We start from the raw sequence: 24,776 nt of genomic DNA on the forward strand, positions 1-24,776 counted from the left end.
ACGTTCGTTCATCGTCACCGCATCGCCGCTCGTCGCACGCTGACCGCCGCCCACCGACGACGAGCGGCTGCCCACCGCACATCGTCGGGCGGGGTTCCAGAGTGTTGCCCGTTCACGTCGAGACGGATGCGCGACGGCGCGCACCCGGGATGAGGAGAGATGATGGGCGACGAAGCCCCCACTTCGGTCGCGGAGAAGGATGTCGACTTCGTCGGTATCCAGCACTCCGACCGTTTCCAGAACCTCAAGAAGCGGCACCGATCGTTCGTTTTCCCCGTGCTCGCCCTCGCGCTGCTGTGGTACTTCGCGTACGTGCTGCTCGCGGGCTATGCACCAGAGTTCATGTCGACGCCCGTGTTCGGGTCGATCAACGTGGGCCTGCTGATCGGACTCGCGCAGGTGCTCACGACGTTCGTCGTGACGATGCTCTACGTCTGGTACGCGGGCAAGAAGCTCGACCCGGTGGCCGAGGAGATCCGTGAGGATGCCGCACGCGCGACCGCGGGGGAGGTGCGGTGATGGACGCGACCGCGGGCAGCAACCCCTGGCTCAACATCGGCATCTTCGCGGCCTTCGTCGTCGTGACGCTCGTGATCGTCTTCCGGGCGAGCCGCAACAACCGCACGGCGGCCGACTACTACGCGGCGGGTCGCTCGTTCACGGGCCCGCAGAACGGCACGGCGATCGCCGGCGACTATCTGTCGGCGGCATCCTTCCTCGGCATCTGCGGCGCGATCGCGGTGAACGGATACGACGGGTTCCTTTACTCGATCGGCTTCCTGGTCGCGTGGCTCGTGGCCCTGCTGCTGGTCGCCGAGCTGCTGCGCAACACCGGCCGCTTCACGATGGCCGACGTGCTCTCGTTCCGGCTCAAGCAGCGCCCGGTGCGCATCGCCGCGGCCACGACGACGCTCGTGGTGTGCTTCTTCTATCTGCTCGCGCAGATGGCAGGGGCCGGCGCGCTCGTGTCGCTGCTGCTCGGCATCCCCGACAAGGTCGGCCAGGGCGTCGTGATCGCCGTGGTCGGCGCGCTCATGATCATCTACGTGCTCGTGGGCGGCATGAAGGGCACCACCTGGGTGCAGATCATCAAGGCCGTGCTGCTCGTGGCGGGCGCCGCGGTCATGACGGTTTGGGTGCTCGCGCTGCACGGGTTCAGCCTCTCGGCCCTGCTGGATCACGCGGTCGCGACGGCGGGCAACCCCGCCATCCTGAACCCCGGTCTGCAGTACGGCGCCTCCGATGCGAGCCGCCTCGACTTCCTCTCGCTCGGCCTCGCGCTCGTGCTGGGAACGGCGGCGCTGCCGCACGTGCTCATGCGCTTCTACACGGTGCCGACCGCGAAGGAGGCGCGGCGCAGCGTCGTGTGGGCGATCTGGCTCATCGGCATCTTCTACGTGTTCACGCTCGTGCTCGGCTACGGTGCTGCGGCCCTCATCGGACCGGAGGCCATCAAGGCCGCGCCCGGCGGAGTGAACGCAGCGGCGCCCCTGCTGGCGTTCGAGCTCGGCGGTCCGCTCTTGCTCGGCCTCATCTCGGCGATCGCGTTCGCGACGATCCTCGCGGTCGTCGCCGGGCTCACGATCACGGCCGCGGCGTCGTACGCACACGACATCTACGCGAACGTGCTCAAGAAGGGCAAGGCCGAGCCCGGCACCGAGGTGCGGGTCGCGCGGCGCACGGTCGTCGTGATCGGCATCGTCGCGATCGTGGGTGGTGTGCTCGCGAACGGTCAGAACGTGGCCTTCCTCGTGGCGCTCGCGTTCGCGGTGGCCGCATCCGCCAACCTGCCGACGATCGTGTACTCGCTGTTCTGGAAGCGGTTCACGACGCGGGGCGCACTGTGGAGCATGTACGTGGGGCTCGCATCCGCGATCCTGCTCATCGTGTTCTCGCCGGTGGTGTCGGGGTCGCCGACCTCGATGTTCCCGGATGCGCACTTCGCGTGGTGGCCGCTGTCGAACCCCGGCATCGTGTCGATCCCGCTCGCCTTCCTCGTGGGCGCCGTCGTGACCCTCACGGCGAAGCCGACCGAGGATCCCGCGAAGCAGTCGGAGATGGAGGTGCGCTCCCTCACCGGCATCGGTGCGGAGGGCGCGGTGCGGCACTGAGTCTCGGCGGGGTCGGGTGGGTGCCTGAGCCCGACCCCGCCGTAACACCTTCGTGATCGCTCCTAGCATGGAGCGGTGACTGCGACCAGGCCCGAGCGTGTTCCCCTCGTCGGGCGCTACGTCCGTCTCGACCCGCTCACGCGCGATGACCTTCCGCTGCTGTGGGAGGCGATCGGGCGACCCGAGGTCTTCGCGAGCGGATACGGGGGCGGCTCCGCCGCGCGGCCCGCGGATGCCGAGGCCTACGCGGCGTGGGCGTGGAACCACTGGCCTCACGAACGCGGCAACACCTACGTGGTGCGGGTGGCATCCGGACCGCACACGGGCGAGGTGGTGGGCGCCACGAGCCTCGCCGACTTCGACGAGCACCGTGAGTCGGCCCACATCGGCTGGACCGCCTACTCACCGCGTGTCTGGGGAACCCAGGTGAACCCCGAGGCGAAGCTGCTGCTGCTCGAGACCGCCTTCTCGCACGGGTACGGGCGGGTGAAGATCCAGACCGGATCGACGAACGCCCGCTCGCGCGCCGCGATCGAGAAGCTCGGTGCGGTGTTCGAGGGCGTCGTGCGCCGCGAGCAGCCGCTCGCCGACGGCTCGTGGCGCGACACCGCCGTCTTCTCGGTGATCATCGACGAGTGGCCGACGGTGCGCGCCGGGCTCGAGGCGCGACTCGCGAGCTGGGGCGATCGGCCGGTGCTGTACCGCTCGATGCCGGAGGGCTGACCCCGCCTCCGAACCCGCCCGCCCGGAACGGGACACCGGCCCCTGCCGCCCGGGACGCCCGGCCTGCGAGCGTAGCGGCATGGACTGGAGACCCGACGTGCTCGGCGGCTTCGAACAGCTGCCGCTCGCGCTCCCCGCCGACGAGGAGGGTGCGGTCGTCGCGACGCTCGTGCGCCCGACCGCCGCCAAGGCCGCGAGCTGGGGGCGCGAGCCGCACGGCTTCGCCCACGGCATCGACGTGCTCTACGTGCACGGCTGGTCGGACTACTTCTTCCAGACCGAGCACGCGCTGTTCTGGACGCGCGCCGGCGCACGCTTCCACGCCCTCGACCTGCGCAAGTACGGCCGCAGCCTGCTGCCGCACCAGACGCCCGGCTACACCGACGACTTGGCCGTCTACGACGCGGAGCTCGCGGCCGCTCTCACCGCCATGGGGCGCGACAGCGACACGCTGCGTCCCCTCGTGCTCGTGGGCCACTCCACGGGAGGGCTCACCCTCGCGCTCTGGGCGGCGCGGCATCCCGAAGCCGTCGACGCGCTCATCCTCAACAGCCCCTGGCTGGAGTTCCAGGCGGATGCGCTGGGTCGCCGCGCGATCGCCCCGATCGTCGCGCTCGGGGCACGCCTCGGCACGCGTGCCGCACTGCCCGCGATCGACCCCGGCTTCAACACGCAGGCGAGTTCGCGGCTCTTCGACGGCGAGTGGGACTACGACCTGCAGTGGCGTCCCGAGCGCGGCTTCCCCGTGCACAGCGCGTGGCTCGACGCGGTGCTCGACGGGCATGCGCGGGTCGCCGACGGGCTCGACATCGGCGTGCCGGTGCTCGTGATGCTCTCCTCACGCAGCTGGCTGCAGACCTCGTGGTCGCCGCGCATCTACGACTCGGATGTCGCCCTCGACGTCGACGGGGTCGCCGAACGGGCCACCCGGCTCGGGCGGCACGTGTCGGTCGTGCGCATCGACGGCGCACTGCACGACGTGCTGCTGTCGCGCCGCTCGGTGCGTGCCTCGGCCTACGACGTCATGGCGCGCTGGACGCGGGCGTATCTTCCCGAGACCGCGAGCGTCGATCGCCTGCTGCACTCCCTCCGAGGCTGAGGGTCGCGAGCAGCCCGACCGCGAGGAAGCCCGCGGCCGTGAAGGTGGCCGCGCGGGTCGCCTCGCTGAAGGCGTCGCGCGCAGCGGCCGCCGCATCCGGTGACGTCGCCTCGAGTCCCGGGATCGCCGCCCCCGCCGAATCGACCACCAGGTCGACCACCTGCTGACGCACATCGCTCGGCAGCTGTTCGGGCAGCCGGTCGGTCAGCTGCGCCCCGAGCGAGGTGAACAGCACGGTGCCGAGGATCGCGATGCCGAGTGCCGAGCCGACCTGCCGCGAGGTCGACTGCGTGCCGGATGCCTGACCGCTCTCGCCGACCGGGACCTCTGCGAGCACGACGCCGGTGAGCTGCGCGGTCGCGAGCCCCACGCCGAAGCCGTAGACGGCGAGGCCGATCGCGAGCGGCCACCAGGCGGTGTCGGAGGTGATCACGAGGGCGAGCACGACGAGGCCGATGATCTCGGCGACGAGGCCGCCGCGCACGATCCAGACCGGCGCGATCTTGCCGGATGCCGACCCTGCGAATCCCGAGGCCAGGAACGACCCGCCCGCGAGGGCGAGCAGCAGGAAGCCCGTCTGCAGGGCGTCGTAGCCGAGCACGTTCTGCAGCCACAGCGGCAGCGCGAGGATCACGCCGAACTCGCCGAGCGACACGATGAGCGCGGCGATGTTGCCGTTGCGGAACGAGGTGATGCCGAAGAGCGAGAACGCGATGAGGGTCGGGCGGCCGCGACGCTCGCGGTGCACGCCCCAGGCGATGAACGCGACGAGCGTCACCAGCGTGAGCGCGAACACGAACGGGATGGGCGAGATCTCGAGGGTCCAGAAGTCCGGGGCGCCCTTCGCGGTGGCCCACCATCCGTAGGTGCGTCCCTCGATGAGGCCGAAGACGAGGCTCGTGAACAGCAGCACCGAGAGCACGGCGCCCACGACATCCACCCGCCGCCGGTGCTCGGCACGGGACTCCTGCACGACGAGCAGCGCGCCCACGATGATCAGGATGCCGAGCGGCAGGTTGATGCCGAAGGCCCACCGCCACGAGAAGTCGGCCGTGAGCCAGCCGCCGAGCAGCGGCCCGACGGCCGCCATGCCGCCGATCGTCGAACCCCACACCGCGAAGGCGATGCCGCGCTCGCGCCCGGTGAAGGTGGCGTTCAGCAGCGAGAGTGTCGCGGGCAGGATCATCGCGCCGCCGAGACCCTGCACGACCCGCGAGAGGATGAGCAGCTCGCCCGTCGGGGCCAGCGCCGCGACGACGCTCGAGAGCGCGAAGAGGGCGACGCCGATGAGCAGGATGCGGCGCCGGCCGAAGCGGTCGGCGAGCGTTCCGAACACGAGCAGCAGTGCGGCGAAGACGAGCGTGTACGACTCCTGCACCCACTGCACCTGGGTGGAGGTGATGCCGAGGTCGTCGACGACGGAGGGGATCGCGACGTTGACGATCGTCGAGTCGACGATGATGAGCGAGACGGCGATCGAGATGACGACGAGGCCGAGCCAGCGGCGGCGGTCGGGGGTTGCGGGTGCGTTCACGGGGTCTCCATTACTAAGCGCGCTGAGTATCATACGCTGGGCGGGGAGGCACCGCATGACGGATTCGATCGAGGACTGGCCCACGGGGCGGTTGCTCTCCGTCGCCGCTCGCCTCGTCGAGCAGCGCTGGCGCGAACGCCTCGATCAGGCGCAGCTCACCCACGCCGGCCTCATCGTGCTGCACCTGCTCGCGGACCATCCGCTCACGCTCGGCGAGCTGGCCCGCCGGGCGCGCGTCACGGCGCAGACCATGGGCCGCACGGTCGACAACCTCGCCCGCGACGCGCGCGTGCGGATCGTCGTCGACCCCGTCGACCGCCGCCGTCGCCTGGTCGAGCGCACCGAGGCCGGCATCCGCACCATGGAGAGCCTCACCGGGCTCGAGGTGAGCATGTTCCCGCCGCTCGCGGATCCGGCCGAGTTCCGCGAGCAGCTGCTGCAGATCATCCGACACGTCGGCGGCGACCCGCAGATCACCTATGGCGACGCCCGGTAATCTCGCCCTATGACCGCCGACGCCCCCGAGCCGTCCGACGACCCGCGTGCCGAGCTGCGCCGCTACCGGCAGAGCATCGACAACATCGACGCCGCGCTCATCCACCTGCTCGCCGAGCGGTTCAAGGCCACCCAGGCGGTCGGTCGCCTCAAGGCGGCGAGCGGGATGCCGCCGTCGGATCCCTCGCGCGAGCGCGAGCAGATCGCCCGGCTTCGGGCGCTCGCGGAGGAGTCGCACCTCGATCCCGAGTTCGCCGAGAAGTGGTTCACCTTCGTGGTGGCCGAGGTGATCCACCACCACGAGCGCCTCGCCTCGGGCGGAGACGACGCGGAGTGACGGCGGCATCCGCCTGGGATCCCCGCGCGCTGCCGTCGCTGGCCGGCCGCACGGTCGTCGTGACCGGCGGGAACGCGGGCATCGGCTACTTCGTCTCGGAGCAGCTCGCCGAGGCGGGCGCGCACGTGGTGATCGCGGCGCGCTCGGCCGAGAAGGCGCAGCTCGCGATGGCGTCGATCCGGGAGCGCGTCGCCGACGCCTCGCTAGCCCATGTGCCACTCGATCTCGCATCGCTCGCGTCGGTGCGCGCGGCGGCCGAGCAGATCGCGGCATTCCGTCCCCTGCATGCGCTCGTGAACAACGCGGGCCGCGTGGTCGCGTCGCGACGACGGATGCTCACCGATGACGGGTTCGAGCTCACGGTCGGCGGCAACTTCCTCGGCCACTTCGCGCTCAGCACCCTGCTGTTCCCGGCGCTCGCCGAGGGTGGTCGCATCGTGGGGATGGGCAGCGATTCGACGCGCATGGTGCGCCTCGAGCCCGACGACCTCTGGTCGGAGCGCCGCTACAGTCCCTTCCGCGCCTACGCGTTCTCGAAACACGCCGTGCAGGGCTTCCAGCTCGAACTGGCACGGCGTCTCGTCGCCGCGGGCGATTCCCGGATGTCGCTGCTCGCGCATCCGGGCTGGGCCACGAGCGCCTATGCCGCGCGGCGGGCCGGCATCACCGACCGCGATCCCGCGGCCGGGCGCTTCTTCGAGGCGCTCACGGGCTGGGTCGGGCAGGGCAAGGACCGCGGCGCCTGGCCCGCGGTGCGGGCCGTCGCGGATCCGGATGCCGCCAACGGCATGTACTTCGGCCCGCAGCGGATGCTCGCCGGACGCCCCGTGCCCACGCGACCCGTCGCGTCATCCGCCGCCCCGCCTTCGGCGCCGCCCTCTGGGCCGACGCCGAGCAGAAGACCGGCATCCGCTTCCCCGTGTGACGAGCGGCGCCGACGTGCGCTGCCGCGCTTTCGGCGGGAGCAACCGCACCTGCGGGGGCGCACGTTGTGCCGCCCGCACGTGCAATTGCTCCCGCCGATGCAGGTGGTCGTCGGTCACCGAGGGGCGCAGGCCGCCACCGGGGCGCGAGCGCCGTGAGAGGCGGCGCGCCTCTCACCCAGCGCCCGAACTAGGCGAAGCGGGCGCGCAGCGGCTCGCGGTAGGTCGTCGCGAGCTCGTCGAGGGATGCCGTGAAGGCACCCTGCACCTCGAGCGCGGGCTCGGTGTCGGTCACGCCGATGCGCAGCACCGGGTAGCCGCGGCCCTCGCACAGGCGCGTGAACTTGACGTCCTCTTCGCGCGGCACCGCGACCAGCACCCGGCCGGTCGACTCCGAGAAGAGCGCGGTGGCGAGGTCGACCCCGTCGCGCTCGAGCAGCTCGTCGAGGAAGACCCGCGCCCCCACGCCGAAGCGCAGCACGCCCTCGGCGAGCGCGATCGCGAGTCCACCATCCGCGAGGTCGTGGGCCGCGGCGAGCAGACCCTCGTGCGCTGCGGCGGCGAGGAGGCCGCCGAGCTCCTTCTCGGCCGCGAGGTCCACCGCGGGCGGCCGTCCGCCGAGATGCCCGTGCACGACACCGGCCCACGCCGAGCCGTCGAGCTCGAGGGCGGTCGTGCCGAGCAGGTAGAGGTTGTCGCCCGCGTCCTGCCAGCCCGACGGCACGCGGCGCCCCACATCGTCGATCGTGCCGAGCACGGCCACGACGGGCGTCGGGTGGATCGGCACGTCGCCGGTCTGGTTGTAGAACGAGACGTTGCCGCCGGTCACCGGAATGCCCAAGGCGAGGCAGCCATCCGCGAGTCCCTCCACGGCGCGCGCGAACTGCCACATGACCTCGGGGTTCTCCGGTGAGCCGAAGTTGAGGCAGTCCGAGACCGCGGCCGGCACGGCCCCGGTCACCGCGACGTTGCGGTACGCCTCGGCGAGTGCGAGCTGCGCGCCCGCATACGGGTCGAGGTACGCGTAGCGCCCGTTGGCATCCGTCGCGAGGGCGAAGCCGAGGCCCGACTCCTCGTCGACACGCACCATGCCGCCGTCGTCGGGGTAGCTGAGGGCCGTGTTGCCGAGCACGTACTTGTCGTACTGCGAGGTGATCCAGCTCTTATCGGCGAGGTTGGCCGAGCCGAGCAGCCGCAGCACCTGCTGCTTGAGCTCGCCGCCGTCGCTGGGCCGCGGGAGAGCGGATGCCGTGTCGGCGTTCACGTGGTCGATCCACGTCGGGTAGGTGATCGGCCGCTCGTACACGGGCCCGTCGACCGCGACGGTGCGCGGGTCGACGTCGACGATCGTCTCGCCCTTCCAGTCGATGACGAGCCGCCCGGTGTCGGTGACCTCGCCGAGCACACTCGCTTCGACATCCCACTTGCGGATCACCGCGAGGAACGCGTCGAGCTTCGCGGGGCTCACGACCGCCATCATGCGCTCCTGGCTCTCCGACATGAGGATCTCCTCCGCCGTGAGCGAGGGGTCGCGCAGCAGCACCTCGTCGAGCACGATGTGCATGCCACCGTCGCCGTTCGACGCGAGCTCGGAGGTCGCACACGAGATGCCGGCCGCGCCGAGATCCTGGATGCCCTCGACGAGCTCGTTGGCGTACAGCTCGAGGCAGCACTCGATGAGCACCTTCTCCATGAACGGGTCGCCCACCTGCACGGCCGGACGCTTGCGGCCCGAGCCCTCGTCGAACGACTCGGAGGCGAGGATCGACGCGCCGCCGATGCCGTCGCCACCGGTGCGCGCCCCGAACAGCACGACCTTGTTGCCGATGCCGCGGGCGTTGGCCAGGTGCAGGTCCTCGTGGCGCAGCACGCCCACCGCGAGCGCGTTGACGAGCGGGTTCGCCTGGTACACGGGGTCGAACCAGGTCTCGCCGCCGATGTTGGGCAGGCCGAGGCAGTTGCCGTAGAAGCTGATGCCGCTCACCACGCCGGGAACGACCCGCGCGGTGTCGGGGTGATCGAGCGCGCCGAAGCGCAGCGCATCCATCACGGCCACCGGCCGCGCTCCCATCGAGATGATGTCGCGCACGATGCCGCCGACGCCCGTCGCGGCGCCCTGGAACGGCTCGACGTAGGACGGATGGTTGTGGCTCTCGATCTTGAAGGTGACGGCCCAGCCCTCGCCGATGTCGACGACGCCCGCGTTCTCGCCCATGCCGACCATGAGGTTCTCGGTCATCTCGGGCGTGACCTTCTGACCGAACTGCCGCAGGTGCACCTTCGAGCTCTTGTAGGAGCAGTGCTCGCTCCACATCACCGAGTACATCGCGAGCTCACCGCTCGTGGGGCGCCGACCCAGGATCTCGCGGATCTGCTGGTACTCCTGCGTCGTGAGTCCGAGCGCCGCGTACGGCTGCTCCCGCTCGGGGGTCGCGGCGGCGTTCTCGACGGTGTCGACGACGTGCGTCGAGGGGGTGCTCACGGGGGATTGCTCCTTGCGCGGGAGGGGCGGGTGGCGACCCTCACATCCTACCGGCGGCCCCATCCGCCTCCCGGCGTGCGTCGCGCGAGCACCGCCGCATCGAGACGGCAGTTCCGACCCATCCGGTTGCCGTTTTCGGGTCGAATCCGCCGTCTCGGTGGCGCGCCCGAGCCGCGCGGTGCTTTGCGGAGGCGGAACCGGATGCGGGAGCCTGGATCGATGGATACCGGCACCATCATCGAACTGGTCACCGTCCGCACCTGGCCCGCCTTCGCGCTCGCGGTGGCGATCGTCGCCGCGGCATCCGCGCTCGCGGCGCTCATCCTGCACCGCGGGGTGCGTCTGCTCGCGCGGCATCGTGGGTGGGACTACGGCCGCATCGGCCGCATCGTCGGACCGTTCCTCACCCTCGTCGCGGTGGTGGGCATGTGGATCGCCGTGCGTGTTACGCTCCCCTCACCGACTGGCTCGACGCCATCGGACGCGTCGCCCTCATCCTCGTGATCGCCTCTGCCGCCTGGCTGCTCTCGGGCATCATCGCGTTCGCGTTCGGCGCGGTGCGGGCGCGCTACCCGATCGACGTGGCCGACAACGGCGTCGCGCGGCGGGTACGCACCCAGCTCGGGTTGCTGCAGCGGATTGCGTCGGTCGTGGTCGTGATCCTCGCCCTCGGCGCCATCCTGTTGACCTTCCCGGGCGTGCAGGCGCTGGGAGCGAGCGTGCTCGCATCCGCCGGCCTCGTCTCGGTGATCGCGGGGCTTGCGGCACAGTCGACGCTGTCGAATCTGTTCGCGGGTGTGCAGCTCGCCTTCTCGGACGCCCTGCGGGTCGACGACGTCGTGGTCGTCGAGAACGAGTGGGGTCGCATCGAGGAGATGACCCTCAGTTACGTCGTGGTGCGCATCTGGGATGAGCGCCGCCTCGTGCTGCCGTCGACCTACTTCACGACCACGCCGTTCACGAACTGGACGCGCGCTTCGAGCGACATCACCGGCACCGTCTACGTCGACCTGGACTGGACGGTGCCGCTCGATGGGCTGCGCGAACGCTTCGAGGCGTTCCTCGCCACCCGCGACGACTGGGACGGGCGCGGGTCGAGCGTCGCGGTGACGGATGCGACGGGCGGCGGTGTGCAGGTGCGTTTCGTCGTGACGGCTGCCGACTCGGGCTCGCTGTGGAACCTGCGCTGTGCGGTACGCGAGGACATCGTGCGCTGGGCGCAGTCGGTCGCGCCCGTCGCGCTGCCGCGCACGCGCGTCGACATGGTGAGCGACTGAGGCGCGATAACGGCGTCAGTTCGCGAAGGCGCGGCGCAGGCGCGCGATGGTCTCGTCGAGATCGGCGCCCAGGCCGCGTGCTCGCACCCGAATGACGCGGTAGCCGGCCTCGCTCGCCCGGTCGAAGCGGCGGATGTCACGGTCGTACTGGTAGGCGGAGGTGCGGTGCTGGTCGCCGTCGTATTCGACGATGATGCGCAGCTCGGGCCAGACGAGATCGAAGTAGCCGATCTCGCGACCCTCCCGATCGCGCACGAGGTACCCGCAGACGGGCTCGGGCAGGCCCAGCTCGTGCACGAGCAGGCGTAGCGCGGTCTCGCGCGGAGACTCGACACCCTCGCGCACGAGTGCCGCGGCGGCGCGGGCCGTGCGGATGTTGCGGCCGGTCGAGGAGCTGAGCCAGGCGCGCAGCTCGCCGAGCGCGACGTGCGGCCGTTCGGGGTCGGCGGGATCGAGCACCCTCGGATCCAGCACGAGGTGGTCGCCCACGGCGACGAGGTCCGCCGATTCCAACACGCTCGCGCATTCGAGGAATGCGAGTGCGGGAGGGGACACGGGCAGGCCGAACCGAATGAGCGGCACGCCATCCGGCCCCCTGTGCCCGACGACCCCGGGCCGCCGCGTGCGGGTCAGTCCCGGTGCGGCGGTGACGTGCAGAGGATGCGGTGCGGTGGGCAGCGGGGCTCCCCAGAGGGCCGCAGCGGTGGGGCCTGAGAACCGATCCCCCGGACGCAGCAGGGGTGCGAACGCGCGGGCGGCACCGAGTGCCGTGCCGTCGGTCAGGTCGGTTGCGACGCGGATGCCGTGGTGCGGTCGCGCGAGGTCGGCACTCCTCAGCCGGTTCTCGCCGATACCGGCCGCGATGGCATCCGCGACCCGGAACGCGCGCGAGGTGAGCAGTGGATCGAGCGGAACGCGGCGGGGCACGCTTGATCCTGCCCCGCCCGCTCGGCGTGCCGCGCATTGCATCCACAGCCGCCCTCGAGAGGGCACAATCGGTGGTTCCGGGCGGCCCCATGCCACGGTTTGCGCCCTCTCGACGCGACTCGAGCCGTGAGCCCGGCTCAGCGGCCCGCCGCGACGAGGGCGTCGAGGGAGGCGAGGGTCTCGTCGGCCCAGGCAAGCGCGGCGCGGGCCGAGTGCTCGCCCGCCGAGATCGTCATGAGCTGGTAGGGGCGCTGGGAGGTGCCCGCATCGTCCGCCTCCGTCGCTCGACGCGCCTCGGCGAGCTCGGCGAGTTGCCGCGTCGCGAGGTCGCGGTACTCGGCGACGAGCTCGCGACAGGCGCGCGCCCCGAGCACGTCGCCGAAGAACAGCCGCAGCAGCATCCCGTTGCGCGGGGGTGTGCGCACCGGCGCCTCGCGCATGAGGTCGACGAGCTGCGTGCGCCCGGATGCCGTGAGCCGGTAGGTCGAGGAGCCCGTGCGTTCCCCGTCGAACGCCTCGACGTATCCGGCTTCGCGGAGGCGGGAGAGCGCGGGGTAGATCTGGCCGAAGCTCTCGCTCCAGAACGCGCCGAGGTGGTCGAGGATCGCCTCGCGCAGCGCGTAGCCGGTCATCGGCGTCACGCTCAGCGCGGCGAGCACGGCGAGGTCGGTCTGGGTGGTCCGCGGCATGGTCGCAGTATATCTGGTAGACATGTATCTGACAGAAAGGATTGACGGATGCGCCTCGAACCCACCGTGCTCACCCTGGTCGCCGGAGGGCTGGCTGCGGTTCTCTACCTGGGGCTCAGCGCCTTCCAGCTCGCCCTCGCTGCCGGAGCGCCGTGGGGCCGTGCCGCCTTCGGCGGGCAGCATCCGGGAACCCTGCCCGCGCGCCTGCGCGTGTCGAGTGCCGTCGCGACCGTCGTCTGGGCGGCGGTCGCCCTCATCGTGGCGCGCCACGCCGGGCTGCCCGTGTGGGCGCCGCTCCCGGATGCCTGGCTCGCGGTGGCCGTCTGGGTCGCCACCGCGCTCGGCGTCGTGGCGATCGCGCTCAACGCCCTCACCCCGAGTCGCATCGAGCGGGCGATCTGGCTTCCGATCTCGGTGCTGCTGTTCAGCGCGACGGCCATCGTCGCCCTCAGCGCGAGCGGATGAGGTGGCGCTAATCTTGCGGTGACCGGCGTTCCCGCCACTTCCGTGGTGCGCACCCGGTCGGCAGGCTGAACCAGGCCGCGCGACCATCCGCGGCGGAACGGAGACGGTCATGCGGCGGCACCGGGTCGTCGTGCTCGTGCTCGACGGGGCTCAACCCCTCGATGTGGGCATTCCTGCTCAGACCTTCCAGGCGCGCGACGAGCTGCCCTACGACGTGCTCATGTGCGGAGTCGATCCGGGTGTGGTGCGTTCGGGCGAGGGCATGGCCTACCTCGTCGAGCACGGCGTCGAAGCGCTCGCGCACGCCGACACCGTGATCGTGCCGGGGTACCGCGACCCCGTGCGCGACGTCGATCCGCGCGCGCTCGACGCGCTGCGTGCCGCACACGCCCGTGGGGCGCGCATCGCCGCGATCTGCACCGGTGTCTTCGCCGTGGCAGCGGCAGGCCTGCTCGACGGGCGTCGCGCCACGACCCACTGGCGCCACGCCTCCGACCTGGCACGGCTGCATCCCGAGGTCGAGGTCGACGGCGCCGTGCTCTTCATCGACGAGGGCGACGTGCTCACCTCGGCGGGAGTGGCATCCGGAATCGACCTGTGCCTGCACCTGATCCGCGCCGACTACGGCGTGCGGATGTCGAACGTCGCGGCCCGCCGGCTGGTCGCCGCGCCCTACCGCAGCGGCGGGCAGTCGCAGTACGTGCCGCGGTCGCTGCCCGAGGCGCTCGGCGACCGCTTCGCCGCGACCCGCGAGTGGGCGCTCGAGCGGCTGAGTGAGCCGCTCACGATCGCCGACCTCGCCCGGCACGCGAGCGTCTCGCCGCGCACGCTCTCGCGGCGCTTCGTCGACGACACCGGCTACACGCCCCTGCAGTGGCTGTTGCGGGCGCGCGTCGACCTCGCACGCGAGTTGCTCGAGCGCACCGATTTCGGCATCGATCAGGTGGCCGCGGATGTCGGGCTCGGCACGGGTGCGAACCTGCGGCTGCACTTCCACCGGATTCTCGGCACGAGCCCGGCGGAGTATCGGCGCATCTTCGCCTGAGGCGGGACGTGCGGCGCGCGGCGCTCGACGCGGCTGGCGCGATCCTTGCGCACCTCGGCTGTCTCGCCACTGGTATCCGCTCGCAGGTGGCGAGACGCTGGGGGCGACAGCCCACGGAAGGAAGAACCCATGCCCACCCGCGTCGCCATCAACGGCTTCGGCCGCATCGGCCGCAATGTGCTCCGCGCCGCACTCGCGCGCGACACCGACCTCGAGATCGTCGCGGTCAACGACCTCACCTCGCCCGCGACCCTCGCCCAGCTGCTGCGCTACGACTCGACCCTCGGTCGGCTCGGCCGGCCCGTCGAGGCGGGCGACGACCACCTCATCGTCGACGGCTCCCGCATCGCGGTGCTCGCCGAGCGCGACCCCGCCGCGCTGCCGTGGGGCGAGCTCGGTGTCGACATCGTGCTCGAGTCGACCGGCCGCTTCACCTCGGCAGATGCCGCCTCCGCGCACCTCGACGCGGGCGCGGGACGCGTGCTCGTGAGCGCGGCATCCACGGGTGCCGACGTGACGATCGCCTACGGCGTCAACGACGAGCTCTTCGACCCCGCCCAGCACCGCATCGTCTCCAACGCCTCGTGCACCACGAACGCGCTGGCCCCGCTCGCGCAGGTGCTGCACCGCACGGCGGGCATCGAGGCGGGCTTCATGACCACGGTGCACGCCTACACGCAGGAGCAGAACCTGCAGGACGGACCGCACCGCGACCTCCGTCGGGCTCGCGCCGCCGCCGTGAACATCGCACCGACCACGACCAACGCCGCCGCGGCCATCGGGCGCGTGCTGCCCGAGATCGACGGGCGTCTCGACGGTTACGCGATCCGGGTGCCCGTCGCGGTCGGCTCGCTCGTCGAGCTCAACGTGACCGTCGAGCGCGAGGTCACGATCGACCAGCTGCACGCGGCGTACCGCGAGGCCGCCGAGGGCCGGCTCGCGGGGGTGCTCACCTACACCGAAGACCCGATCGTCTCGACCGACATCGTCGGCGACCCGGCCTCGTCGATCTTCGACGCCGGCCTCACCAAGACGATCGGCCGCCACGTCAAGGTGGCCTCCTGGTACGACAACGAGTGGGGCTTCTCGAACCGCGTCGTCGACACGCTGGGGCTCATGGGCCGCGCCTGAGCCCGCCGCGCGGCGCCGGATGACATGCCGGTGCCGCGCGGGTAGCCTCCCGGCATGGCCATCAAGACCCAGCCCACCGACGCCGACGTCACCGCGTTCCTCGACGCGGTTCCGGATGCGCGCCGTCGCGCCGAGGGTCACGACATGCGGGCGCTCATGGAGCGCGTCACCGGCGAGCAGGGTGTGATGTGGGGGCCGTCGATGGTCGGGTTCGGCAGCTACGCGTACCAGGGCAAGGCGAGCTCCGGCGAGTGGTTCGTGGTCGGGTTCTCCCCCGCAAGGCCGCCCTCACGATCTACGGGGTCTTCAGTGACTACGGCCCCGCCGACCCGCTCATGGAGCAGCTCGGGCCGCACACCACCGGCAAGGGCTGCCTCTACCTCAAGCGTCTCGACGCGGTCGATGACGCCGTGCTCGAACGTCTCGTGCGCCAAGCCTGGGAGCGCGCGACGCGCTGAGGCGTCAGACGCGCGCGAGCACCGCGTCGATCGCCGACTGGAAGAAGCGCAGGCCGTCGACGCCCGAGCGCATCGCATCCGGCATGTCGGGGCCGAAGCCGGGCTCGGTCGCATGCTCCGGATGCGGCATGAGGCCCACGACGTTGCCGCGCTCGTTCGTGAGGCCGGCGATGTCACGCAGCGAGCCGTTGGGGTTGACGCCGAGGTAGCGGAACGCCACGAGTCCCTCGCCTTCGAGGCGGTCGAGCGTCTCGTCGGTGGCGATGTAGCCGCCCTCACCGTTCTTGAGGGGATGACGATCTCGTCGCCCTGCTCGAACGCGTTCGTCCAGGCCGTGCTGGCGTTCTCGACGCGCAGGCGCTGATCGCGGCACACGAAGTCGCCGTGGTCGTTGCGGATGAGGCCCCCGGCAGCAATTGCGTCTCGACGAGGATCTGGAACCCGTTGCAGATGCCGAGCACGGGGAGCCCCGCGCCCGCGGCATCGATCACCTCGGACATGATCGGCGAGTGCGCCGCGATCGCCCCGCAGCGCAGATAGTCGCCGTAGCTGAACCCGCCCGGCAGCACGATCGCATCGACGCCCTGCAGGTCGTGGTCGCCGTGCCACAGCGCGACGGCCTCGGCGCCCGCGAGCCGCACGGCGCGCTGCGCGTCGCGGTCGTCGAGCGAACCGGGGAAGGTGACGACGCCGATGCGGGTGGCCATCAGGCGACCTTCACGGCCACGACGTCTTCGATGACCTGGTTCGAGAGGAACTCCTCAGCGAGCCGCTGGGCCTCGGCGAGCACGGCATCCGTGACCTCGCCTTCGACCGTGAGCTCGAAGCGCTTGCCGATGCGCACATCCGTGAAGGTCGACGCTCCCTGCTTGGCGAGCGCACCCGCTGTCGCCTTGCCGGCCGGGTCGAGCAGCTCGGGCTTGGGCATGACCTCGACGACGATGGTGGGCACGAAGACTCCCGGAGAACTCGAGGGGGCGGGGAACGCCCCCAGTCTACGGGCAGCCCATACCCTCCGCGGCAGCCGTGCCGCCGCGCTCAGACCTCCGTGTGCCGACCCGCGTAGGCGATGTCGGACAGGCCCCGCGGCCACGCCTCGTCGACGGCCCAGCGCGCCCAGTCGGCGTAGCCGGAGGCGGACGGATGGAACCTGTCGCTCGCGAAGAAGTCCTGCCCGTAGGGCGGCGGCAGCGTCTCGGTCATCATCCAGCGCCCGTCGCGGGCGATGACGCGCGCGGCGACCCGCTCGAGGTTGCGCGAATGGCGATAGAGCGTCGTGCGCGTCGGCTCGGGAATCAGGTCGAACCGTGCGAAGACGGGCAGGTTCGACATGAGGATGCGGGCCTCCGGCAGGCGGTCGCTGAGCGTCGTGAGCAGTCGGCGCAGGTCGCGCGCGAAGGCGGCCGCCGAGCGGGCGTGGAGCGCGTCGTTGGCTCCGAGGCTCACGAACACGAGGTCGGCGGGGCGCGCGACCGCATCCGTCAGGTACCGCTCCACGAACCCGTGCGTGTCGATGCCGTTCTCGCCGACCGCCCGCCAGATGATGCCGCGACCGGTGCGCGCGTGCAGCTCACGCGCGAGTGAGCCCGGCAGTGCCTCCTCCTGCGTCGGGGCGCCGGTGCCCGCTGCCGTCGAGTCGCCGATCACGGCGAGCCGCAGCGGATCCGGGCCGTCGAGCTTGCCCTCCCAGGGCAGTTCGGCATCCGGAAGGCGCTCGACAACGCGGTCGAGCTGACGCTTCTGCGCGAGGATGCGGGGCCCGTGCAGCACGAGGAAACCGCGGCTCGCGCGCAGCGCGCGGGGAGACAGGGTCGTTCACGTTGTGAGTGTAAGTGAGCCGGTATCTGCGATCGCTGCAGGCTCGGCGGTGGTCCGGAGCAAGGGTTCAGCCGCGGCCGGGCGCCGTCACAAGGATGCGGTTGCCCCAGGGGTCGTCGAGCTCGACCGTGCGGCCGTCGTCACGAGACTCGACGCCGAAGTGCGCGAGACGCTCGCCGAGCGCGCCGAGTGCGTCGGCATCCGGCACCTCGATGTCGACGCGGCCGAGACCGAGCGTCGCCTGGCGGCGGCCGGCGCCCCGTGAGTTCCACACGTTCATCGCCATGTGGTGGTGATAGCCGCCGGCCGAGACGAAAACCGCCTGGTTCGGGATCTCGATCGTCTCGTCGAAGCCGAGGCGGTCGACGTAGAAGTCGCGGGCCGTCTGCGTGTCGCCCACCGACAGGTGCACGTGGCCGACGCGCGCATCGCCCTCGAGGGGCCCGGCGAGACCCTCCTCGCTCAGGTTCTCGGCGAGGAACCTGTTCGGGTCGAGGTAGATCGTGCCCATCTCGACGGTGCCGTGCACCCAGCTCCATTCGCTGCGGTCGCGGTCCCAGTAGAGCTCGACGCCGTTGCCCTCGGGGTCGTCGAAGTAGAACGCGTTGCTGACGAGGTGGTCGCTCGAGCCCGTGAAGGTGTTCGGATGCTTCTGTGCGACCGAGTAGACGGCTGCGGCGAGCGCGGCCTTGGTGTCGAACAGGATCGCGGTGTGGAAGAGGCCGGCCTCGCGCGGCCCCGCGTGCCGCAGCTCGGGCGTGTGCACGAGCACGACCACCGGCCGGTTCGCGGCCGCGCGCCCCAGCACGACGCGCGGGCCGGATGCGTCGAGCACGTCGAGTCCGATGGCGTCGCGGTAGTAGCGGGTCATCGCGTCGAGATCGGCGACGTTGAGGGTCACCGCGCCCATGGCGGTGTCGGCGGCGAGGCGGGTGTCGGTCATGTCGTCTACAACATACTTGACGCTACAACTATTCCGCTAGGCCCTCGGCGCTTCGCGGGGAGCGGATTCGGTTTCCGGACGCATGCCCCCGCGTATCGCCTGCGGCGATGCGCTCCCGCCAGACCCGATGCCAGCGTCCGGAAACCGAATCCGCACCCCCGCTTCGCTCGACATCCCCGCGTGTGGCACAGGCGAGTTCCCTCACCGCCGGTTGAGGGGCCCGTCGCCGGAAGCACCACTCACCGCGGGTTGAGGAGTCTGTTGCGACAGGCGCCGCTTCACCGCGGGTTGAGTAGTCCGTTGCGCCAGGTACCGCCTTACCGTGGGTTGAGTAGCCCGTCGCCGACAGGCGCGGGCGTATCGAAACCCTGTTGACGCCGGCGCGCGACGCGGGTGCGGGGCCGACCCACCGAGCCCGGTTTCGATACGCCGCGCGCCAGCGCGCGCGGCTACTCAACCCGCGGTGAGCGGCGGGAAGGCTAGGCCGTCAGCCGCTCGATGAGTTCGCGGTAGCGGGCCGCGGTGCGCTCGACGATCTCGGGCGGCAGGGGCGGCGGAGTGCCGTGCTTGTCCCAATGGGCAGCGAGCCAGTTGCGCACGATCTGCTTGTCGAAGCTGTCGAGTCGGTTCTCACCGCCCGCCGCGTACGCCTCCGCATCCCAGTAGCGCGACGAGTCGGAGGTGAGCACCTCATCCGCGAGCGTGATCTCGCCCGAGGAGGGGTCGCGTCCGAACTCGAACTTCGTGTCGGCGAGGATCACGCCGCGCTGCTCGGCGATCGCCGACGCCTCGCCGAACACCCGCAGGCTGAGCTCGCGAAGGGCGGTGGCATCCGCTTCACCCACGAGTTCCACCGTCTGCGCGAAGGTGATGTTCTCGTCGTGCATGCCGTGCGGTGCCTTGTAGGCGGGCGTGTAGATCGGCTCGGGCAGGCGGTCGCCGTTCGAGAGCCCGGCGGGCAGCCGGATGCCGCACACCGATTGCGACTCCTGGTACTCGGCCCAGCCGGAGCCCACGAGGTAGCCGCGCACGACCGCCTCGATGGGGAACATGTCGAGCCGTTTCACGAGCATCGCGCGCTCGGCGAGATCCGGCGGCAGCGGTGTCGACAGGGCGTCGAGGCCGCCACGCGACCCCGCGAGGTGGTTGGGTACGTCGAGCCGGTCGAACCACCACAGGCTCAGCCGGGTGAGCAGCGCGCCCTTGCCCGGGATGCCGGGGTCGAGCACGTGGTCGAACGCGCTCACCCGATCCGAGGCGACCACGAGCGCGCGACCGGGTTCGGCATCCGAGAGGTACAGATCGCGCACCTTGCCCGCGTACTCGTGCCGCCAGCGCAGCGCCTCGAGGCGCGGGTCGCCGGCCGAGGCCGCGTCGGCGCTCATCGCACGACCCGCTCGGCGATGTCGTGGCGGTACTGCCCGCCGTCGAGCCGGATGCGACCGAGCGCGGTGTAGGCCGCCTCGCGGGCCGCCGCGAAACCGTCGCCGCGCCCGACGACGCCGAGCACGCGTCCGCCAGTCGCGATGAAGCGCCCGTCGCTGTGTGCCGTGCCCGCGTGCAGGATGGTGACCCCGGGCACCTCCGCCGCCTCGCTGAGGCCCGTGATCTCGCGACCGGTCACCGGGTTCTCGGGGTAGCCCTCGCTCGCGAGCACCACGACGACGGCGGCCTCGTCGGAGAACGAGGGATACGGCAGTCGCGCGAGCGTGCCCGTCGCGGCCGCCAAGAGCAGCTGCGAGAGCGGGGTCGTGAGCCGCGGCAGCACGACCTGCGTCTCGGGGTCGCCGAAGCGCGCGTTGAACTCGATCACGCGCACGGCACCGCCTCCCGGCCCGCCCTCGTCGGTGATGATGAGCCCGCAGTAGAGCAGGCCGACGAAGGGCGTGCCCTCCGCCTCGAGCGCGCGCACGGTGGGAAGGGCGATGGTGTCGAGCACCTCGTCGACGAACGCCGCCTCGGCACCCCAGCGATCGGTGAGCCACGGCAGCGGCGAGTAGGCGCCCATGCCGCCCGTGTTCGGGCCCTCGTCGCCGTCGTGGGCGCGCTTGTAGTCCTGTGCGGGGCTCAGCGGCACGACGTCGTGACCGTCGGCGAGGAAGAACAGCGACACCTCCTGCCCCGAGAGGAACTCCTCCACGAGCACCGGCCCGTGCTGCAGGTAGTACTCGGCGTGCGCGATCGCGGCGGCCCGGTCGTCGGTGACGAGCACGCCCTTGCCGGCCGCGAGCCCATCGGCCTTCACGACGTGCGGGGCGCCGAGCTCGTCGAGCGCGGCGTTCAGCTCGTCGAGGCTCGTCGTGCGGATGGCGCGTCCGGTCGGCACGCCCGCCTGCTCCATGATGCGCTTGGCGAACGCCTTCGACCCCTCGAGCGCTGCGGCCGCCTTATCGGGACCGAACACCGGCACGCCCTTGGCCCGCAACGCATCCGCGACCCCGGCGACGAGTGGAGCCTCGGGTCCGACGACCACGAGCTCGATCTCGTTGTCGAGCGCGTACTGGGTGACGATGCGCCCGTTGGACGCGTCGAGGCTCACGGTCTCGACCCGCGCGGCGATGCCGGCGTTGCCCGGGGCGACGGTGATCTCGTGCGCGGCCTCCTCAGCAAGCAGCGCTTCGACGATGGCGTGCTCGCGGGCACCGGATCCGAGAACGAGGATCTTCACCCGCACAGGCTACCGGGCGTCGCTGCGCCCCGGCCCCGGGCGTCGCACGCCGCCGCAGTTCGCGGATCCCAAATCAAGGACCGGATGTGACTGATGTGTACCGGCGAGGCGCGTGGGGCGACATAGGCGGCGCCAGTCCTTGATTTGGGCGCAGCGATCCTTGATTTGGGAGGCGGACGGGGCCGCCGACCCGCGATAGCGTCGGGGCATGGCGGTGCGGCGGCGGATCGACGCGGATGCGGGACGCACCGCGGTGCGCGCGTGGCAGAGCGGTGCCGATGATCGGCAGACCCTCGCGACGGCGGTGCGGTATCTGCTCGAGCAACTCGCGACCGACCACGAGGGCAACTCCGTCGAGGTGCGGGTGCCGCCGTTCGGGGCGACGCAGGCGATCCCGGGTCCGCGACACACCCGCGGCACCCCGCCCAACGTGGTCGAGACGGATGCCGCCACCTGGCTGGCGCTCGCGACCGGCGCGCTGAGCTGGGAGGCGGCGGTGACCGCGGCGCGCGTGTCGGCATCCGGAACCCGCGCCGACCTGACCGAGGTTCTCCCGATCCGGTGGCAGTGACCCCGCTCGCGTAGCGTGGCCGCATGACCGCGCCCGAGCTCTGGCACCTGCTCATCCACACCCCGGACCGAACGCCGACCCGGCGGTGCCGATGAGCGAGGCGCCGTGGTTTCCGCAGCATCGCAAGCTGCACATCCGCCTCGCGGAGGCGGGCTACCTGATCGCGTCCGGCCCGCTTCCGGGGCGTGCGGATGCCGTGCAGACTCTGGTGCGCGGCGCCACTCTCGAGGAACTCACCTGGGTTGCCACCGAGGCCGACCGTGCGGTGGCGGGCGGATTCCTCGAGGTCGAGATCGTGCCGTGGACGATCGTCGACTCGATGTTCGACTTCAGCGAAGACGATGACGACGACGACGACCGCGACGCCGCCGACGCGTAGGGCGTGTTGATTGGCCGATGACGTGTCGGTTGACGAGCAAGGTCCATCCCGGTTGCGACAGGAGCGGTCGTCCGCCGGGCTGGGCGCGGCTAGCGCACGACCTCGAGCGGTCCCTCCTCGGGTGTCGGCGGCTCGAACCGCTCGAAGTACTCCGTAGCCGTCTGCTCGCTGAGGGGCCAATCATCCGCGCCCCTGCCGTGTCGGTTACCGACCCGGCTCAGGATGGTCTCCAGGCTCGTCGCGATGTACACCGTTTCCGGCACGATGCCGTGCGGCGCGAGCAGTGTGCGGAACTCATCGCGTTGTCGCCGGAACCAGAAACCGAAGTCGAGCACGACATCGTTCCCCGCCGCGACGTGGCGAAGCAATCGCGCCTTCAGGTCTGCTGCAACTTCGGCGACCACTTCGGCGCAGGGCATCGTCGTGATTCCGCGATCCCAGAACTCCATCTCGAACGACAAACGCATCCAGCCGTCGCGCTCCAGGCGCTTGGCATAGGTGGTCTTGCCGGCACCGCCTGGTCCGCACATCATCACGACTCGAGGTCCTCGGCTGTTGTTGACCGTCATCGGGCCGAGGCTACGCGCCGCCACGGAGGTTGAGACGTGCCACGCTCATCGCTGATGTGGATGAGATCGGACGTGATCCACCCGCGTAGCAGCGGCATCCATCCGGGTACGCGACAATGAGGGTGAGCGCGCCCGAGAACCCCGCCGAGCAGGCCCCGATCGACACGCAGCAGGCGACCGTGCGGCGCGCGCCGAAGATCGGTGTGTTCCTCGTGGTGGGCGCCGTGCTCGGTGCGCTCGTGACGCTCATCCTCACGAGCCTGTTCCCGGCCGACCCGAAGGTGGGCTTCGCCGCGAGCTACGCCTACTTCCTCATCTACGGCGTGCCGGCGGGCGTGCTGCTCGGCGCCCTCATCGGCCTCGCGTTCGACTGGCGCAGCCGTCGACGCGCCCGCACCGTCACGGTCGAGCACCAGCGCGTCGACTGACTGCGGCGGCGCCGCGAGTCGCAGCGCACGGCCGTGGCGGGAGAAACGACCACACAGCGGGAGGCGTTTCCCCGCCGCCAGGTCACGGCTCCAGCCGCGCCATGAACTCAGCTGAGCTGGTTGCGCTCGACCCACTCGAGGTACTCGGGGGTCACCGTGCCCGTGACGTACTCGCCCGTGAAGCAGCTCATCTCGAGCTCGGTGATGGGCGAGCCCTCGAGGATCGCCGACTTCATGTCGGCGACCTCCTGGTAGATGAGATGGTCGGCGCCGAGGGCGGTGGCGATCTCGGGGATCTTGCGCCCGGATGCGATGAGCTCGGCCCGCGAGGGCATGTTGATGCCGTACACGTGCGGATACCGCACGGGTGGCGCGGCGGAGGTGAACGTCACCGAGTTGGCGCCCGCCGCGCGAGCCATGTCGACGATCTCCTGTGAGGTCGTACCCCGCACGATCGAGTCGTCGACGATGAGCACGTTCTTGCCCTGGAACTCGGAGCTCATCGCGTTGAGCTTCTGCTTGACGCTCTTCGCGCGCTGCTCCTGCCCCGGCATGATGAAGGTGCGGCCCACGTAGCGGTTCTTGTAGAACCCCTCGCGGTACTCGATGCCGAGCTTGCGGGCCACCTGCATGGCGGCCGGCCGCGAGGAGTCGGGGATCGGCATGACCACGTCGATGTCGCCGAGCGGTGCGTGACGGGCGATCGTGTCGGCGAGCCGGTCGCCGAGGCGCAGGCGCGCGTCGTACACGGAGATGCCGTTCATGATCGAGTCGGGCCGCGCGAGGTACACGTACTCGAACGAGCACGGGATGAGCCGGGGTTCTTCGCGCACTGCCGCGTGTACAGCTCACCCGACCGGGTGATGAAGACCGCCTCGCCCGGGGCGACATCCCGAACCACCTCGTAGCCGCCGTGCTCGAGCACGAGCGATTCCGACGCCACCACCCACTCGGTGCCCACGAGCCCCTCGCTGCGCCGCCCGAGCACGAGTGGTCGGATGCCGTACGGGTCGCGGAAGGCCAGCAGGCCGTGCCCCGCGATGAGCGCGATCGCCGCATACGACCCCTCGACGCGCTCGTGCAAGGTCTCGATCGCGTCGAACACCTGGTCGGGATCGAGCTCGGCGCCGCGGATCTGCGACTGCAGCTCGTTCGCGAGCACGTTCACGAGCAGCTCGGTGTCGGAGCTCGTGTTGAGGTGCCTCCGGTCGGTGTGGAAGAGCGCCTCGGTGAGCTCGCGCGTGTTGGTGAGGTTGCCGTTGTGCACGAGCACGATGCCGTAGGGGGCGTTCACGTAGAACGGCTGCGCCTCCTGCTCACGGGCCGCATCCCCGCGCGTCGCGTAGCGCACGTGCCCGAGGCCCATGGTGCCGATGAGGGTGCGCATGTCGCGCGTGCGGTACGCCTCGCGCACCTGCCCCTTGGCCTTGAACATGTGGATGATGGAGCCCTCGGCGGTGGCGATGCCCGTGGAGTCCTGGCCGCGGTGCTGCAGCAGGGACAGGGCGTCGTAAACCTGCTGGTTGACGGGGCTCGATGAGACGATGCCGACGATGCCGCACATGCTGCGGGCTGCTCCTGGGGTTCGAGGTCGCGCGCACCGGATGAGGTACGCCTCATCCTCGCATACGCCTCTGTCGGATTCCGGATGAGGGCGCCGCCCGCCCGGGATGACCCGCGCCGCGTGGGTGGACAGATCACTCT

General features: G+C 71.0%; 26 protein-coding genes and 2 pseudogenes. 16 read left to right on the forward strand and 12 right to left on the reverse strand.

All coding sequences use genetic code 11. The features are described from left to right. Positions 1-162 precede the first annotated feature (162 nt). From QQK29_RS06350 to QQK29_RS06365, 4 genes are all read left to right on the forward strand, one after another. Positions 163-519: a DUF485 domain-containing protein gene (locus tag QQK29_RS06350; RefSeq protein ID WP_284301916.1), complete on the forward strand. Its 357-nt coding sequence runs from the start codon at positions 163-165 to the stop codon at positions 517-519. Continuing rightward, a complete protein-coding gene (locus tag QQK29_RS06355) occupies positions 519-2,111 on the forward strand; it encodes a solute symporter family protein (protein WP_284298742.1) in 1,593 nt (530 codons plus the stop codon). The genes QQK29_RS06350 and QQK29_RS06355 overlap by 1 nt, the downstream gene beginning before the upstream one ends. A 75-nt stretch (positions 2,112-2,186) precedes the next feature. Then, positions 2,187-2,834: a GNAT family N-acetyltransferase gene (locus QQK29_RS06360; RefSeq protein WP_284298744.1), complete on the forward strand. Its 648-nt coding sequence runs from the start codon at positions 2,187-2,189 to the stop codon at positions 2,832-2,834. Between the two features lie 79 nt (positions 2,835-2,913). Continuing rightward, positions 2,914-3,933, forward strand: a complete 1,020-nt coding sequence (locus QQK29_RS06365; protein ID WP_284298746.1) for an alpha/beta hydrolase — start codon at positions 2,914-2,916, stop codon at positions 3,931-3,933. Here the strand turns inward: QQK29_RS06365 and QQK29_RS06370 are convergent. Then, positions 3,857-5,467 (reverse strand): DHA2 family efflux MFS transporter permease subunit, encoded by a 1,611-nt coding sequence (locus QQK29_RS06370; RefSeq protein ID WP_284298748.1) that lies wholly within the window; start codon positions 5,465-5,467, stop codon positions 3,857-3,859. The two genes, QQK29_RS06365 and QQK29_RS06370, sit on opposite strands and share 77 nt — an antisense overlap. Before the next feature lie 55 nt (positions 5,468-5,522). On the opposite strand from QQK29_RS06370, the gene QQK29_RS06375 reads away from it, so the two are divergent. The 3 genes from QQK29_RS06375 to QQK29_RS06385 are packed head-to-tail and all read left to right on the forward strand — an operon-like array spanning position 5,523 to position 7,381. Beyond that, positions 5,523-5,963: a MarR family winged helix-turn-helix transcriptional regulator gene (locus tag QQK29_RS06375; protein WP_284298750.1), complete on the forward strand. Its 441-nt coding sequence runs from the start codon at positions 5,523-5,525 to the stop codon at positions 5,961-5,963. A gap of 9 nt (positions 5,964-5,972) precedes the next feature. After that, positions 5,973-6,299, forward strand: coding sequence for a chorismate mutase (locus QQK29_RS06380; RefSeq protein ID WP_284298753.1), 327 nt, complete (start codon positions 5,973-5,975; stop codon positions 6,297-6,299). Continuing rightward, complete coding sequence (locus tag QQK29_RS06385) at positions 6,296-7,381, forward strand: SDR family NAD(P)-dependent oxidoreductase (protein WP_284298756.1); 1,086 nt, start codon at positions 6,296-6,298, stop codon at positions 7,379-7,381. The genes QQK29_RS06380 and QQK29_RS06385 overlap by 4 nt, the downstream gene beginning before the upstream one ends. Before the next feature lie 31 nt (positions 7,382-7,412). Here QQK29_RS06385 and purL read toward each other — a convergent pair whose 3' ends face one another. Next, a complete protein-coding gene (gene purL / locus QQK29_RS06390) occupies positions 7,413-9,704 on the reverse strand; it encodes a phosphoribosylformylglycinamidine synthase subunit PurL (RefSeq protein ID WP_284298757.1) in 2,292 nt (763 codons plus the stop codon). Between the two features lie 219 nt (positions 9,705-9,923). Here purL and QQK29_RS06395 point away from each other — a divergent pair, with 219 nt between their 5' ends. Continuing rightward, entirely contained in the window at positions 9,924-10,208 is a 285-nt protein-coding gene (locus QQK29_RS06395) for a hypothetical protein (RefSeq protein ID WP_284298759.1), read from the forward strand. Further along, the gene (locus tag QQK29_RS06400; protein ID WP_284298761.1) at positions 10,205-10,981 is read left to right on the forward strand and encodes a mechanosensitive ion channel family protein; all 777 of its coding nucleotides are present in this window, start codon (positions 10,205-10,207) and stop codon (positions 10,979-10,981) included. The genes QQK29_RS06395 and QQK29_RS06400 overlap by 4 nt, the downstream gene beginning before the upstream one ends. Positions 10,982-10,996: 15 nt before the next feature. On the opposite strand, the gene QQK29_RS06405 is transcribed toward QQK29_RS06400, so the two are convergent. Then, entirely contained in the window at positions 10,997-11,908 is a 912-nt protein-coding gene (locus tag QQK29_RS06405; RefSeq protein ID WP_284298764.1) for an endonuclease domain-containing protein, read from the reverse strand. Between the two features lie 137 nt (positions 11,909-12,045). After that, the gene (locus QQK29_RS06410; protein WP_284298766.1) at positions 12,046-12,597 is read right to left on the reverse strand and encodes a PadR family transcriptional regulator; all 552 of its coding nucleotides are present in this window, start codon (positions 12,595-12,597) and stop codon (positions 12,046-12,048) included. A gap of 48 nt (positions 12,598-12,645) precedes the next feature. Here QQK29_RS06410 and QQK29_RS06415 point away from each other — a divergent pair, with 48 nt between their 5' ends. From QQK29_RS06415 to QQK29_RS06430, 4 genes are all read left to right on the forward strand, one after another. Continuing rightward, positions 12,646-13,062, forward strand: a complete 417-nt coding sequence (locus QQK29_RS06415) for a hypothetical protein (RefSeq protein WP_284298768.1) — start codon at positions 12,646-12,648, stop codon at positions 13,060-13,062. Between the two features lie 109 nt (positions 13,063-13,171). Beyond that, positions 13,172-14,107, forward strand: a complete 936-nt coding sequence (locus tag QQK29_RS06420; protein ID WP_284298770.1) for a GlxA family transcriptional regulator — start codon at positions 13,172-13,174, stop codon at positions 14,105-14,107. A 129-nt stretch (positions 14,108-14,236) separates the two neighbouring features. Beyond that, complete coding sequence (gene gap, locus QQK29_RS06425) at positions 14,237-15,238, forward strand: type I glyceraldehyde-3-phosphate dehydrogenase (RefSeq protein ID WP_284298772.1); 1,002 nt, start codon at positions 14,237-14,239, stop codon at positions 15,236-15,238. A 251-nt stretch (positions 15,239-15,489) separates the two neighbouring features. Beyond that, on the forward strand, positions 15,490-15,696 hold the full coding sequence (locus QQK29_RS06430) for a hypothetical protein (RefSeq protein WP_284298774.1): 207 nt from the start codon (positions 15,490-15,492) through the stop codon (positions 15,694-15,696). Positions 15,697-15,700: 4 nt separating this feature from the next. On the opposite strand, the pseudogene purQ reads toward QQK29_RS06430, so the two are convergent. The 6 genes and pseudogenes from purQ to purD form a co-directional block, all read right to left on the reverse strand. Then, positions 15,701-16,403: pseudogene (purQ, locus tag QQK29_RS06435) on the reverse strand (phosphoribosylformylglycinamidine synthase subunit PurQ). Next, on the reverse strand, positions 16,403-16,648 hold the full coding sequence (purS, locus tag QQK29_RS06440; protein WP_284298776.1) for a phosphoribosylformylglycinamidine synthase subunit PurS: 246 nt from the start codon (positions 16,646-16,648) through the stop codon (positions 16,403-16,405). The pseudogene purQ and the gene purS overlap by 1 nt, the downstream one beginning before the upstream one ends. A gap of 86 nt (positions 16,649-16,734) precedes the next feature. Next, positions 16,735-17,466, reverse strand: a complete 732-nt coding sequence (locus tag QQK29_RS06445; RefSeq protein ID WP_284298779.1) for an SGNH/GDSL hydrolase family protein — start codon at positions 17,464-17,466, stop codon at positions 16,735-16,737. Between the two features lie 115 nt (positions 17,467-17,581). Beyond that, complete coding sequence (locus QQK29_RS06450) at positions 17,582-18,457, reverse strand: VOC family protein (protein ID WP_284298780.1); 876 nt, start codon at positions 18,455-18,457, stop codon at positions 17,582-17,584. A 479-nt stretch (positions 18,458-18,936) separates the two neighbouring features. Continuing rightward, entirely contained in the window at positions 18,937-19,842 is a 906-nt protein-coding gene (locus tag QQK29_RS06455) for a phosphoribosylaminoimidazolesuccinocarboxamide synthase (RefSeq protein WP_284298782.1), read from the reverse strand. Beyond that, complete coding sequence (purD, locus tag QQK29_RS06460; RefSeq protein ID WP_284298784.1) at positions 19,839-21,125, reverse strand: phosphoribosylamine--glycine ligase; 1,287 nt, start codon at positions 21,123-21,125, stop codon at positions 19,839-19,841. Before purD ends, QQK29_RS06455 begins: the two co-directional genes overlap by 4 nt. 208 nt (positions 21,126-21,333) lie before the next feature. Here purD and QQK29_RS06465 point away from each other — a divergent pair, with 208 nt between their 5' ends. Next, the gene (locus tag QQK29_RS06465) at positions 21,334-21,696 is read left to right on the forward strand and encodes a sterol carrier family protein (protein ID WP_284298788.1); all 363 of its coding nucleotides are present in this window, start codon (positions 21,334-21,336) and stop codon (positions 21,694-21,696) included. A 91-nt stretch (positions 21,697-21,787) separates the two neighbouring features. Next, on the forward strand, positions 21,788-22,075 hold the full coding sequence (locus tag QQK29_RS06470) for a YciI family protein (RefSeq protein ID WP_284298790.1): 288 nt from the start codon (positions 21,788-21,790) through the stop codon (positions 22,073-22,075). 89 nt (positions 22,076-22,164) lie between these two features. Here QQK29_RS06470 and QQK29_RS06475 read toward each other — a convergent pair whose 3' ends face one another. Continuing rightward, a complete protein-coding gene (locus tag QQK29_RS06475) occupies positions 22,165-22,644 on the reverse strand; it encodes a P-loop nucleotide/nucleoside kinase family protein (RefSeq protein WP_284298792.1) in 480 nt (159 codons plus the stop codon). Between the two features lie 122 nt (positions 22,645-22,766). On the opposite strand from QQK29_RS06475, the gene QQK29_RS06480 reads away from it, so the two are divergent. Further along, a complete protein-coding gene (locus QQK29_RS06480) occupies positions 22,767-23,072 on the forward strand; it encodes a potassium transporter Trk (protein ID WP_284298794.1) in 306 nt (101 codons plus the stop codon). A gap of 107 nt (positions 23,073-23,179) precedes the next feature. On the opposite strand, the pseudogene purF reads toward QQK29_RS06480, so the two are convergent. Continuing rightward, positions 23,180-24,636, reverse strand: a pseudogene (gene purF / locus QQK29_RS06485) (amidophosphoribosyltransferase). Positions 24,637-24,776 lie beyond the last annotated feature (140 nt).

Origin of the sequence: Homoserinibacter gongjuensis (genome assembly GCF_030161875.1) — a bacterium.
Lineage (GTDB): Bacteria > Actinomycetota > Actinomycetes > Actinomycetales > Microbacteriaceae > Homoserinibacter > Homoserinibacter gongjuensis.